Source organism: Kaistella gelatinilytica, assembly GCF_015679325.1.
GTDB lineage: Bacteria > Bacteroidota > Bacteroidia > Flavobacteriales > Weeksellaceae > Kaistella > Kaistella gelatinilytica.
Map to the genome: position 1 here is coordinate 57,906 of NZ_JADPVI010000002.1, position 12,546 is coordinate 70,451.

At 35.6% G+C, this 12,546-nt stretch carries 12 protein-coding genes; 7 read left to right on the top strand and 5 right to left on the bottom strand.

Annotated elements, in window-relative coordinates:
• Positions 1 to 119: 119 nt before the first annotated feature.
• From IV494_RS07535 to mutY, 5 genes are all read right to left on the bottom strand, one after another.
• Positions 120 to 1,487 (bottom strand): peptidylprolyl isomerase, encoded by a 1,368-nt coding sequence (locus IV494_RS07535; RefSeq protein WP_196079555.1) that lies wholly within the window; start codon positions 1,485 to 1,487, stop codon positions 120 to 122.
• Positions 1,488 to 1,552: 65 nt separating this feature from the next.
• The gene (locus IV494_RS07540; protein ID WP_196079556.1) at positions 1,553 to 3,382 is read right to left on the bottom strand and encodes a peptidylprolyl isomerase; all 1,830 of its coding nucleotides are present in this window, start codon (positions 3,380 to 3,382) and stop codon (positions 1,553 to 1,555) included.
• A 70-nt stretch (positions 3,383 to 3,452) separates the two neighbouring features.
• Positions 3,453 to 4,373, bottom strand: coding sequence for a PfkB family carbohydrate kinase (locus IV494_RS07545; RefSeq protein ID WP_196079557.1), 921 nt, complete (start codon positions 4,371 to 4,373; stop codon positions 3,453 to 3,455).
• A 52-nt stretch (positions 4,374 to 4,425) separates the two neighbouring features.
• Entirely contained in the window at positions 4,426 to 4,980 is a 555-nt protein-coding gene (gldD, locus tag IV494_RS07550; protein WP_196079558.1) for a gliding motility lipoprotein GldD, read from the bottom strand.
• A gap of 74 nt (positions 4,981 to 5,054) precedes the next feature.
• A complete protein-coding gene (mutY, locus tag IV494_RS07555; protein WP_196079559.1) occupies positions 5,055 to 6,095 on the bottom strand; it encodes an A/G-specific adenine glycosylase in 1,041 nt (346 codons plus the stop codon).
• 47 nt (positions 6,096 to 6,142) lie between these two features.
• On the opposite strand from mutY, the gene IV494_RS07560 reads away from it, so the two are divergent.
• From IV494_RS07560 to IV494_RS07590, 7 genes are all read left to right on the top strand, one after another.
• Positions 6,143 to 6,433: an HU family DNA-binding protein gene (locus IV494_RS07560; RefSeq protein ID WP_196079560.1), complete on the top strand. Its 291-nt coding sequence runs from the start codon at positions 6,143 to 6,145 to the stop codon at positions 6,431 to 6,433.
• 379 nt (positions 6,434 to 6,812) lie between these two features.
• Positions 6,813 to 8,372: an Rne/Rng family ribonuclease gene (locus IV494_RS07565; protein ID WP_196079561.1), complete on the top strand. Its 1,560-nt coding sequence runs from the start codon at positions 6,813 to 6,815 to the stop codon at positions 8,370 to 8,372.
• Between the two features lie 187 nt (positions 8,373 to 8,559).
• On the top strand, positions 8,560 to 9,189 hold the full coding sequence (locus tag IV494_RS07570; protein ID WP_196079562.1) for an NUDIX hydrolase: 630 nt from the start codon (positions 8,560 to 8,562) through the stop codon (positions 9,187 to 9,189).
• 24 nt (positions 9,190 to 9,213) lie between these two features.
• Entirely contained in the window at positions 9,214 to 10,041 is an 828-nt protein-coding gene (locus IV494_RS07575; RefSeq protein WP_196079563.1) for a lysophospholipid acyltransferase family protein, read from the top strand.
• Positions 10,041 to 10,487, top strand: coding sequence for a hypothetical protein (locus IV494_RS07580; protein ID WP_196079564.1), 447 nt, complete (start codon positions 10,041 to 10,043; stop codon positions 10,485 to 10,487). Before IV494_RS07575 ends, IV494_RS07580 begins: the two co-directional genes overlap by 1 nt.
• Before the next feature lie 9 nt (positions 10,488 to 10,496).
• Positions 10,497 to 11,042 (top strand): hypothetical protein, encoded by a 546-nt coding sequence (locus IV494_RS07585; protein WP_196079565.1) that lies wholly within the window; start codon positions 10,497 to 10,499, stop codon positions 11,040 to 11,042.
• A gap of 255 nt (positions 11,043 to 11,297) precedes the next feature.
• Positions 11,298 to 12,485, top strand: coding sequence for a homogentisate 1,2-dioxygenase (locus IV494_RS07590; RefSeq protein WP_196079566.1), 1,188 nt, complete (start codon positions 11,298 to 11,300; stop codon positions 12,483 to 12,485).
• Positions 12,486 to 12,546: the final 61 nt, after the last annotated feature.

Sequence of the window (12,546 nt, forward strand, 5' to 3'; positions counted from 1 at the left end):
TTTTTGGAGAAGCGGAAATCTTGTTGCTCCTAAAAGAAAGTCTCTTTAATTTAAGGATCGCTTTTTATCTCGCGATGGAGGGCAAAAAAAAATCTCTGCAAATTAGCAGAGATCTTCATTTATTTCTTTTCAGTATTTTTTCGCCAGTCGGTTTTGAACGTACAGTCTTTGTAGCGGTCATTGATGGAGATAAATATATTGGGTAGTTTTTCTTTGACCCATTTTTCTACCATTTCATTTTTCTTTTTGGTCAATGCCATTTGCTTGATGCGGTCATAATCGGTCGCAATGTCTAATTTATGTGCTGCAATAACATCATTAATTTTGATGAACGTAACGATTTTGCGATCCTGTTGAACCTTATCCTGAAAAACTTCGGTCATGTCTCCTTTGTTTAAACCTGCAATTTGATAAGCAATTGTGGGAGAAAGATTGAGTTTTTCTAATTTGTCACTTCCATCTTCGGAAGTTAAAACGCCTGCATTGAATTTGCTTTTCTTATCGTCTGAAAATCTGAAAGCTGCGTCTTTAAAAGTCATCTTGCCATCGTGAATTAAAGTTCTGATGCTGTCGAGTTCTTTTTTTGCAGTTGCAATTTCAGCAGCGTTTGGTTCGGCTTTCAAAAGAATATGTCTTGCGTCATAGTTTTTACCGCTTTTTTTCACGAGTTGAATCAAGTGATAACCAAAGTCTGATTCTACAGGGTCTGACATTTCGCCTTCCTGCAAATTAAGAGCTGCAGCTTCGAAGGGTTTTACCATTTTTCCTTTAGAAATCGCTTTGTACAATCCACCATTTGAAGCGGAACCTGGATCTTCGGAATAAATTCTTGCCTGACTTTCGAAAGTTTCGCCGCCAAGAATTGCCTGTTTTATTTTGTTGAGTCGGGCGATAATTTCATCCTTGTGCGCATCTGTTAATTTCGGGAACATGGAGATCTGCGATAAGCTTACCTCATCTTTTACTTCCGGAAGTTGAAATTGGTATGTCGTGAAGAAATCGGTCACTTCATTTGGAGTTACATCGGCTTTATCGGTGATCCTGCCGTATTTCATCTGTCCGTAATAATTATCGGAGTCAATTTTTTCGATGGCATTTTTCATCTCAAACGAAGTACGGAATTTGTACGTTGTAAGCATTGTTTTCTCATCTGGAAACTGACCAAGAATCTGTGTATATTTTTGATTGGCGTTTTCTTTGAGCACCGCAGAACGGTTTTCAATCAGCGTATCTCTTTTTGCTTCGTAGATCAAAAGCTTGTTACTGATGATCCCTTCTACAAACTCGCATTTATTGGCCACATTTGCACCTTGCTGTTTCGAATAATTCGCCTGATCCTCGATATCTGATTCCAGGATAATTTCGTTTCCTACTACAACTGCAATTCCATCGATCAAATCTCCTGATTTCAGCTGTGCATTCATTTTAACTCCAAAAAAAGCTAAAAGAAAAGTAAAAACTAAGGCAAATTTTATATTCTTATTCATATTCATTTTTTAACGATTTGCAAAATTATCATTCTCAGTGATATAACATGCATTATTTATTATAATTATTTCTTAAAATTCTTTTCCAGATCTTTCTTAAATTCGGGCTGAACCACGATTTTAGTTTTTGCTTTTTGCTCATCGATGATCTCCTGAAGTTTTTGCTCAGTTACAGCATCTTTCAAAAGGTCTGCAGCTTCAGCTTGCGTCATTTGCGTTGGAGGCAAAATTTGGTCAATTGCAATAACCAAAGAACGCTGTTCCATTTTGGTTTGATGAACACCGGTTTTGAAAGGTACTTTGTATTTCGTGAACACATCAGCATCTTCCGACATTTCGCCTTTCTCGAAATTGATGAGGATCTGTTTTTTATCGTTCAGTTTACCGTAATATTTGGCTTTCAAAGTTTCCCAGTTTTTAGGATCTTTAATGGCTTTTTCGATCTCGCTGTTCAATTTGTCGTCAGCAATAATTGCCACTCTGCCATCGGCTCTGTTTCCCCAGATAAATTTCGATTTGTTTTTGTTGTAATATTCGGTCGCCCATTCCGGGTGTTTTGCAACTTCTTCTGTAAGATATTTGGAGAAAATATAATCTGAGTAAAGCCCTTTTTTGAATTCGGCCAGATCTTTTTTAATGTTGGGTAGATCTGTAAAATCCTTACTGTAAAATTTCAACAGATCTTGAGTATTCACGCCGGATATCGCATCACTCCACAGCGCCGGACTTAATTTCTCAGCTTCTTCTTTTTTGTCACCAATGATTTTCTTAAGATCTCCAACCGTAGTTTTGTGGCTTTTATATTGATAAAGCACCGAATTATCTTTGGCAGCATTAAAATTTAAATACGATTTTTTTACATTCGCAAATTCAGGGAATTCTTTATAAGATGGATCACCTTTTAAATAAGCGATCATTTTATCCTGAAGCATTTCTGCATACAAAGAGCTGTTCATTTCGCGCAGGAAAAAATCGCGATTCTTATCCGTCAAAGCATAAGGTTCTGCATTATAAATATTAAATACAAAATAACTTTCCCCGAAAAGCAAAGGTTCTGGCGTGAAATAACCCGCTTTTTTTCCTTTAAACAGTTCATAAACTTCATCAGGAAGTGTGGGAGAACCCATTACTACTCCACCATTTTGTTTTTCGTGATCATTGGCGCCGTATAATTTTGCGACATCCTGAAAACTTTTTCCCGCTTTTAGATCTGCATAAATTTTGGTTTTCATCGCTTCTGAATTTGCATCTTTCGGATAAGAAATGGTTCCAAAAATCACATATCCCAAAGTCGGACGAGAGTTTAAAACCTTTCCAAAAGCAACAAATCCTGAATTATTGAAGAATTTTGTGTAAGAATTATTGGGTAATACTTTAAGCTCCGAATACAAGTCGTTATCTACACTACCAGGTTTTACGTAAACCGCTTTCGCGCTTCCTTTTGTATATTTGGTAATCGCTTCATCCATGGTGATCTTCCCGGATTTCACATCATTATAGATCTGCTGATAATCATTTTTATCATCTGCTGATTTCTGAACCATAAAGATCTGCACCTCTTTTTCCGTTTGATTGTCTTTCATGTAAGCATTAAAAACCGGATCGATGACATTGGCAGGGTAAAAATATTTGGTACGCAAACCATCTTCTTTTTCGCTCATTTTTTCCCGGAATGCCGCGGTGGTATCTGCTTTTTTCTGCTGCGCAAACTGTTGCAGCAAAATAAAATCCTGTGTTGTGCTGATCGTTTTATCAACACCGGTGTTCTGCAAACCGTACTGATATTCCTTTTTAAAATCTGCAAGAGAAATGCTGTCTTTACCGATGATCATATATTGCGCAGCCATTTTACCGCCTAAACCAGCCATCAAGATGATAACAAATAATTTTTTCATAATTCAGTCTTCTTCAGATGAAGATTAATTTTTAAAGTTGAAATAGTGAGATTGTAGCAAAGTATAAAAGTTAAACTTCCACTTCAAAAGTGGTTAAATCTTTGAAGTTTTTAATTCTCGCGATGATTTCAGCTTCTGTAACTTCCTGTAATTTTTCGGTTCCGAACTTCTCCACGGTGAAAGATGCCATGGCTGAACCAACGATCAATGCAGATTTCATAGTTTCAAAACTAAAATTTTCTTTTTTTGCCAGATAGGCTGCAAAACCACCTGCGAAAGTATCACCCGCTCCGGTTGGATCGAAAACATCTTCTAATGGTAGAGCAGGAATTGCAAATATTTTTCCGTCGTGGAAAAGCAATGCGCCGTGTTCTCCTTTTTTAATGATGACAAACTTAGGACCCAATTCGTGGATTTTCTTCGCAGCTTTTACCAAAGAATATTCGCCGGAAAGTTGTCTTGCTTCTTCATCATTAATACTGATGACATCTGTTTTTGCGATCATTTGCAATAAAATATCCATTGCAGAATCCATCCAGAAATTCATGGTATCAAGAATCACCAGTTTCGGACGGTTATTCATTTTCTCTAAAACAGAAAGTTGTACACCTGGATGAAGATTTCCCAATAATAAAATCTCTGCATCTTGCATCGATTCTGGGATTTTTGGATCGAAATGTTCCAAAACATTCACTTCAGTCACCAAAGTATCTCTGGAATTCAAATCGTTGTGATATTTACCACTCCAGAAAAAAGTTTTACCGTCTTTTACAATTTCAATTCCTTCGATGTTGACGCCTCTGTTTGTAAGCATATCAAGATCTGACTGTGGAAAATCGCCACCGACGATGGAGACAATTCCTGATTCCACTTTAAGAACCGAAGAAGCCAAAGTAATGTAAGTTGCCGCGCCACCTAAGATCTTATCTGTTTTTCCGAACGGAGTTTCTATGGCGTCAAAAGCGACTGAACCAACGACTAATAATTTCATTTATAATTTAATTTAAAGTGTTATTGAGTAAATTTTTTATTTAATATTCGAATTATTTCCAGTTAAAAGTGTCTATTAAATGGAGCAGATCTTTTTTGATGTAATCGATCGCAGGAGCCAAAGAATCGGGTTTTGGTCTCGTGTTGAAGTAGAGATTCGCCGTCACATAATGTCTTGTAGAATCGGTGACAAAAAATTGCAGATTAGAAGCAGTTGGTCCTTTTAATTCATAGAAATTACCAAAAACACGACGTTCCGGATAATTAAAGGATTTGGTGTCAATAGAACTTGCTTTGATCGTATGTTCATAAACCATCTTCTCAGATTCTTTCACGTGAACATCCAGATCATTTTTTACCGGAAAATAAGTAATAAAGACTTTAGCCTTCATTTTCGGGTAATCGATATAATACCAGCAAGGATTTTTAGCATTTTCGATCTTCGCGAAACTGGAATATTCAAAATCAAAGTTACAGGGCGAGGTGAATTTTTGATATTTCCCTTCCGGATATTCTAACCGCAGTTCACCCGATGGTTTCGGCTGCGTTTCTTTCGCACAGGAAATCAAAGCAAACCCTAAAAAAGTGAACAGGAGTTTTTTAAACATTTTGCAAAAATACGAATTAGTTTTAGATTTCAAATTTTTCATTATTGAGACTTGTTTAATGGAATCAATCTCAATTATTCGCCTTTAAACCGAGAAGAAAGGTAATTTTCCAAAGGTTTGGGAAAAGATTTCTGATGAGAATCATCAAAGGTAATTGCAGAAAATTCTTCATCAACAGAAAATTGATCGAATATTTTTTTTGAAGATAAAGTCACTTTATAAATATGAATGGTGAGATTTTTATGCGTGAGTTTATGCAATATCTTCTTCTGTCCCGTGATAAACTTCTCAAAACTTTCCGGAATTTGAATCGGAAATTCGTAGAGTTTTTTCCAGATAAAATCTTCTTTTCGCTGTTTGATCAGGAATTGATCTTTAAACTCTACAAAATAGTAGGTAAGTTCAAGATCAGTGGGTTTTACTTTCTTGGTCTTTACCGGAAATAATGGAATTTTACCCAAATTAAAAGCGAGGCAATCTTCGTTTAAAGGACAATATAAACAGACTGGATTTTTCGGTTTACAAATCTCTGAACCCAGATCCATCATGGCTTCGTTGAAATGACCGGCTTCATTTTCGGGCATCATTTTCAAAGCCAATTCAGAGAAATAATCAAAAGCTTTTGAATGCGAAACATCGAAATCATCGGCAAAAACCCGGGATAACACGCGGTAGAAATTACCGTCAACTGCCGCGATTTTTTTACCGAAGCAAATGCTAGAAATTGCTGCAGCAGTATATTTCCCGACCCCTTTTAACTGTAAAATATCATTATGATCAGAAGGGAAAACGCCATTAAAATCATTAATAATCTGTAACGCTGCTTTATGTAAATTTAAAGCACGGGAATAATATCCCAAACCTTTCCAATAAAGTAAAACCTCGTCTGTATGTGCATTTGCTAAAGTTTGAACATCGGGAAATCTTTCTATAAAATTTCGGTAATGATTCAAGCCCTGTTCAATTCTTGTTTGCTGAAAAATGATTTCGCAGATCCAAATTTTATATGGATCGCTGGTTTTGCGAAAGGGTAAATCCCGGCCGTTGATTTCGTACCAATCGAGCAATTTCCTACCAACATGAAGAAAATCAGCATTTTGTTTTTTTGTTTTCAAAAATTCTTATTATATTTGCACACCAAAAATATAAATAAAAAAAGGAAATGACAAAGGCAGAATTGGTAAATACTATCTCAAACAAATTGGGAACTGAAAAGAATGAAACTCAGAAAGTTGTGGAAGCATTCATGCAGGAAATCAGAACTTCAATGTACAGCGGTGAGAATGTTTATTTACGAGGCTTCGGTTCATTTATAATCAAGACTAGAGCAGCAAAAACGGGAAGAAATATTTCTAAAAATACAGCAATTGAGATCCCGGCTCACAATATCCCAGCTTTCAAACCTTCGAAAACATTTGTAGAGAAAGTAAAAACCAAAGTTTTAGTAAAATAATTAACTAAAGAAAATATACGTTACAAACAAAAAAATTTAAATTATGCCAAGCGGAAAGAAAAGAAAGAGACACAAGGTTGCAACTCACAAAAGAAAGAAAAGAAGAAGAGCGAATAGACACAAGAAAAAATAATCCATTCGCGATTTACAATATAACAATATAGTTGGTGTTTTTATATGATTAAAATCTCACCGACTATATTTTTGTTTTACCCCAAAGTCAGAAACAGAAAATAAGATTTACACGATCATCTTTTCTTCTGATTTTTTTAAGTTAAACACCTCTAAAAAAGACTAATTAAAATTTTTAAATTTCAGAGTGTTAGAATTTATTCTACATTATTTTGAGCCCTAAATCTTTTAATTTCCTATTATTACAATGAAGAAAGAACTGATAATTTCACATGAAGCTGCGCATTCTAAAATCGCGCTGCTCGAAGACGGACGTCTTTTTGAACTCCACGAACAGGAGGACAAAAGCGATTTCGTTGTTGGTGATCTATTTATCGGAAAGGTAAAAAAACTCGCACCCAATCTTAATGCTGCGTTTGTAAGCATCGGTTATGAAAAAGATGCATTCTTGCATTACCAGGATTTGGGTCCGCAATTTCTCACGTACAAAAAATTTCTGCAGGACACTATTTCTAAAAAGCAGCAAAACTCTTCTCTGAAAAGTTTTGAGGTTCAAAAGGAAATCGACAAAAACGGAAATATCGAAAAAGTTCTCGCAAAAGACGACAGCGTTATTTTGCAGATCACAAAAGAACCCATTTCTACAAAAGGTCCAAGAATATCTACACAAATCTCTTTAACAGGAAGATTTTTGGTATTGATTCCCTTTGACAAAAGTGTTTCGATCTCCAAAAAGATCGGCAATGCTGAAGAAAGAGAGCGTTTACGAACATTAATTGAAAGCATTAAACCAGAAGGTTTTGGTGTTATCATAAGAACAGTTGCTGAAGGAAAAAAAGTAGCTGAACTTCATAACGATATGAATCAATTGATTCAAAAATGGGAGAATACGTTCAAAAATCTTCAGAAAAATAAAGTTCCGAGCAAAGTTCTAAGCGAACAGGATAAAGCATCTTCTATTTTACGGGATAATTTCAATGCAGATTTCGTTTCGATCATCTGTGATGATGAGCAAATGGTAGATGAAATGCGGAATTATATTGAAGTGATTGCGCCGGAAAGAAAAAATATTGTACAGTTCTACGACAAACCTATTCCTTTGATGGAATACTATAACGTGGAAAAACAGCTGAAACAAAGTTTTGGAAAACACGTGAATATTCCAAGTTCCAAAGGAGCTTATCTTGTCATTGAGCATACAGAAGCACTTCACGTGGTTGATGTTAACTCCGGAAATAATATTTCCTCTGGAAATGCAGCAAAAAACGAACATGCTCTGAGTGTGAATAAAATGGCGGCTACCGAAATTGCGCGACAACTCAGACTTCGAGATATGGGCGGAATTATTGTTGTAGATTTTATCGATATGATCAGTGCAGATCATCGCAGAGATTTGTTTGAACATTTGAAAGAAGAAATGGCACGTGACAAAGCACGGCACAAAATTTTACCACCGAGCAAATTTGGTCTCATCCAGATGACGCGACAAAGAACGCGCCCTGAAAATCAAATTGAAACAAAAGAAGAAAACCCGAATATTGACGGTGAAATTCTTGCACCAATTGTCGTAGTTGAAAGAATGGAAGAAGTGATTCGAAACATTATTCAGATCGAAAAAGGCAAGATATTTCTACATGTTCATCCGTTTGTAGAAGCTTATTTAACGAAAGGTTTTATGAGTATTCAGGTTAAATGGTTTTTGAAGTACAAAAAATGGGTAACCATTATTCCTAGAGATTCGTTCAAATATTTGGAGTATAAACTGATCAATTCCAAAAAAGAAGAATTGAAAAGTTATTCCAATTAAGAATCAAGGTAAAAGTAAAAAGAGCCATTAAAAACAAATGATCTTTTTAATAAAAATTATAACTCCCGAAAATTCGGGAGTTTTTTGCATTAAAAACGACATAAAGTGACAAGTTTTTTTCGAGAATACCCTCAATTTTAACCTTTCCTTAAAACATAATCAAAAACTCTTTTCCTAAATTTGTGATATGGAAATTTTCGGTAGAGATTTACTCAAACAAATACAAAATGCACAGTTAGAAGGTGAAAATGCACATCAAATTTATTCTCCACCTTACAGACCGCTGTTTTCTTATGAAGAAATTCTAACTAAAGATCCAAAATTCGCGGCCGTAAACATTCTCCTTTATTTGAAAGACAATGAATGGTATTTTCCGCTTATGGTAAGAACGACAAATGATCGCGACCGACACAGCGGACAAATTTCCCTTCCCGGCGGAAAAAAAGAAGAATACGACGAAAATTTCGAAGTGACCGCAAAAAGAGAAACGTCCGAAGAGATGGGAATCGACATTCATTACAACAGGATCATCCGGGAAATGTCACCGATCTATATACCACCGAGCAACTTTTACGTGAGAGCTTTTGTGTCTTATACCAAAAAAAATCCCGAATTTATACTGCAAAAAACGGAAGCGGTAGAATTGATTGAATTTCCTGTAACTGCACTTTTAAGTCTGTCTGAACAACCTGAAATGATGGTGTTACCAAGTTCGCGAGGTGTACAGGTTCCCGTGATTAACTTCAACAATTATATTATTTGGGGCGCAACTTCAATGATTTTAAGTGAATTTAGCCACTTGCTGAAAAATTTGTAAATTCGCGGATTATGTAAATTGACAATGGCGAAGAAAAATATATTTACCGATGCATTCGGTAACCTCTATTTCCTGAAAAGACTGATTATTTTTGTGTTGGGAATGGTTTCTTACAGACGATTCAACGGATTTAACAAACTGAAAATAACAGGAACGGAAAATCTCGTTGATTTGCCAGATTCCAACGTTTTATTCGTATCAAACCACCAAACTTACTTTGCAGACGTTGCTGCGATGTATCATGCATTTTGCGCGGTGAATAACGGCTATCTTAATTCCATCAAAAATCCAATTTATCTACTGAATCCAAAAGTAGATTTCTACTACGTTGCGGCTGAAGAAACAATGAAGGCTGGTTTTATGACCAAAATTTTCGCTTTAGCAGGAGCAGTTACGGTAAAAAGAACTTGGCGTGCTGAAGGGAAAGATGTGAACAGAATGGTTGATCTTACCGAGGTTGATAATATAATGAAAGCACTGGACAACGGTTGGTTGATCACATTTCCACAAGGAACTACTTCTGCCTTTGCGCAGGGAAGAAAAGGAACGGCGCGGTTGGTAAAAAACCAAAGACCCATTGTAATTCCAATAAAAATAAATGGATTTCGACGAGCTTTTGACAAAAAGGGATTACGCGTAAAAGTTACCGGTGTAAAACCAACGATGGAATTTAAAAAGCCTCTCAATATCGATTACGATAAAGATGATGCCCAAACAATTTTGAATAAGATCATGGTAGGAATTGAACAGTCGGAAGAATTTAACATTCTGCACGATTATGATCAAGAATTAAAAGCACAAAAAACGGAAGCTGAACTGGAAAACGACAGTAAAAAGAAAAATATTTATTAATGAAAAAAGTAATTTTTATATTTTTAATATTGATTTTAGCGAGCTGTAAAACTCAGAATAAATATTCGGATTTTGATTACAGTTATTCTCGCAGTGGTGGTTTCGCGCCGATTTATGAAAATCTTTTGATCAAAGGCAACAACGCTCATTATTCTTTTGAAGCACAGGAGAAAAAAATCAAAAAGGATTTTCAAATTTCTAATGAAGATCTGAAAAACATCGAATCGGTTCTTACCCAAAATAATTTTCGAAGCATTCAGGAAGATTATAAAAAAATTTATGATCACATTTCAACCGCCATTAATGTAACAAATGGTGCAAATTCTGGAAGAAAATCCGATGCTGCCTATATTATGGCGAAAGATCAAAAACGTTGGGAAGCAGTAACGAATGTTTTTAAGCAGATCATTTCCGCAAACACGAATGTCGTAGGTTCTAAAAAATAATTTCCTGTAATGATTTCTTTTCCTGCTCTACTCGATTATTCTAAAGAGAAAACCCGCGTCCTGATCTACACTTCAAATCCATCGATTGCGAAATTAGTTGTAGAAGTTTTGAATTTTTCCGGTAAAGAATTTGACTTTTTTCTTGAGGATGGCTTGATTAAAAATGACAATAATGATTTTGTTATTTTTGAAACTTCCGATATAGAAAAAGCTTCTCAGTTTAAACCAACTATATTCTTTATTTCAAAGGAAATTAGCAGCGAAAAATTAGATCCGGCTTTAAGAACAATTACACCCGGTGGAATTCTAATTTATCCAAATGAACTGGAAACGATTGTTGAAGAATGTCCGCATTATTTCAGAAAACTCCCTTTTCAATCATCTGTCTTTCAAAAAAACAACGATCAATTTGTTCTTACGACAGAAATAGGATCAATTCCACTGATTTCAAAGGATGAAAATTTAGTAATGAACTTCGAGGGAATTAAATTACTTTGCCAGCAGTTTGGCGTTATGGAAGAAGAATTTTATGAACCCACGATGAGTTTTGAATAATTTTTTTTAGGAGCCTGTTTAAATTTATAAGCCACAAAAGAAAAAGTAGAGATGCTGCTCTTTAATGTGAAAAAAAGTTACGGAATGCTTATTTTTACTTTAAACCGAATTCAATTCTTCTTAACTTTTTGTTCCTTTTGTAGTTTTATTTAAATTTAGCAGGCTCTACGATTTACTTTATTTTTTTTCGCTATAAATCATTTTTCGAAAGTCTGAAAATTTCATTAATTTTACATGACTCCAAAAAGTAAAAAAATGAGATATCATCATTCCGGGAAAATTCCTCAAAAAAGACATACTGTTTTCAAATCAGAAGACGACAAATTCCATTATGAGCAACTTTTCGGGACGGAAGGTTTCCATGGAATTTCTTCCTTACTTTATCATATTCACCGCCCAACACAAATAAGATCGATCAGCGAACCGAAAGATGTGACGCCAAAAATTGCAGTTGATAAAAATGTAACTCCAAGAATGTTTAAAGGAGCGAACGTAACCGCAGAAGACGATTTTCTGGACAGTCGAAAAATTTTGATGCTCAACAATGACTTAAAAATGGGCTTGGCAAAACCACGAAAATCAACCGAATATTTTTATAAAAATGCAGAGTGTGATGAACTTCTTTTCGTTCATGAAGGAAGCGGAACCATGAAAACATTTGTAGGAAATCTAGAGTTTTCAGTGGGCGATTACTTAATTGTTCCCCGCGGAACGATCTATCAAATGGAATTTAATACAGAAGAAAATGTATTCTTAATTGTAGAAAGCCATTCCCCAATTTACACGCCGAAGCGCTATAGAAATGAGTTCGGCCAACTTCTGGAACATTCACCATTTTGTGAAAGAGATATTATCACGCCAACTTTTGTAGAACCAATTGATGAAAAAGGAGATTTCCTCATCAAAGTAAAAAAGGAAAACCAGATCTGGGATTTCGTTTACGCGACACATCCGTTTGACGTAGTTGGTTGGGACGGCTATTTTTATCCTTTTAAATTTAATATCAAAAATTTCGAACCGATCACGGGGAGAATTCATCAACCGCCACCAATTCACCAGACTTTCGAGGCGCATAATTTCGTAGTTTGCTCTTTTGTTGCAAGAATGTATGATTATCATCCGCAAGCAATTCCGGCACCTTACAACCATTCCAATATCGATTCAGACGAGGTTTTATTTTATACCGAAGGCGATTTTATGAGCCGAAATCATATTGATCTCATGGATTTCACGCTTCATCCCGGTGGAATTGTTCATGGACCGCATCCGGGAGCAATGGAAAGATCAATTGGTAAAAAATTTACTGAAGAGTTTGCAGTGATGGTCGATCCTTTCCGGCCCTTTAAAATTACGGAAGAAGCCATGAAAGTTGAAGATCCGACGTACAAAACTTCCTGGTTAGAAAGCGAAGATCACAGTTTGAAAGATCGTTCGCAGGAATAAATTAAATTGAATAAATAAGCTGACGCAATTTGAGTCAGCTTTTATTTTAGGGTTTATTGAC

What these genes read in the sequence shown, in the direction of transcription:
- IV494_RS07585 (WP_196079565.1), top strand. Translation starts at nt 10,497, where the DNA reads ATGATTTCTTTTCCTGCTCTACTCGATTATTCTAAAGAGAAAACCCGC.
- IV494_RS07545 (WP_196079557.1), bottom strand. Translation starts at nt 4,373, where the DNA reads ATGAAATTATTAGTCGTTGGTTCAGTCGCTTTTGACGCCATAGAAACT.
- IV494_RS07535 (WP_196079555.1), bottom strand. Translation starts at nt 1,487, where the DNA reads ATGAATAAGAATATAAAATTTGCCTTAGTTTTTACTTTTCTTTTAGCT.
- IV494_RS07580 (WP_196079564.1), top strand. Translation starts at nt 10,041, where the DNA reads ATGAAAAAAGTAATTTTTATATTTTTAATATTGATTTTAGCGAGCTGT.
- IV494_RS07570 (WP_196079562.1), top strand. Translation starts at nt 8,560, where the DNA reads ATGGAAATTTTCGGTAGAGATTTACTCAAACAAATACAAAATGCACAG.
- IV494_RS07575 (WP_196079563.1), top strand. Translation starts at nt 9,214, where the DNA reads ATGGCGAAGAAAAATATATTTACCGATGCATTCGGTAACCTCTATTTC.
- IV494_RS07560 (WP_196079560.1), top strand. Translation starts at nt 6,143, where the DNA reads ATGACAAAGGCAGAATTGGTAAATACTATCTCAAACAAATTGGGAACT.
- IV494_RS07565 (WP_196079561.1), top strand. Translation starts at nt 6,813, where the DNA reads ATGAAGAAAGAACTGATAATTTCACATGAAGCTGCGCATTCTAAAATC.
- gldD (WP_196079558.1), bottom strand. Translation starts at nt 4,980, where the DNA reads ATGTTTAAAAAACTCCTGTTCACTTTTTTAGGGTTTGCTTTGATTTCC.
- IV494_RS07590 (WP_196079566.1), top strand. Translation starts at nt 11,298, where the DNA reads ATGAGATATCATCATTCCGGGAAAATTCCTCAAAAAAGACATACTGTT.
- IV494_RS07540 (WP_196079556.1), bottom strand. Translation starts at nt 3,382, where the DNA reads ATGAAAAAATTATTTGTTATCATCTTGATGGCTGGTTTAGGCGGTAAA.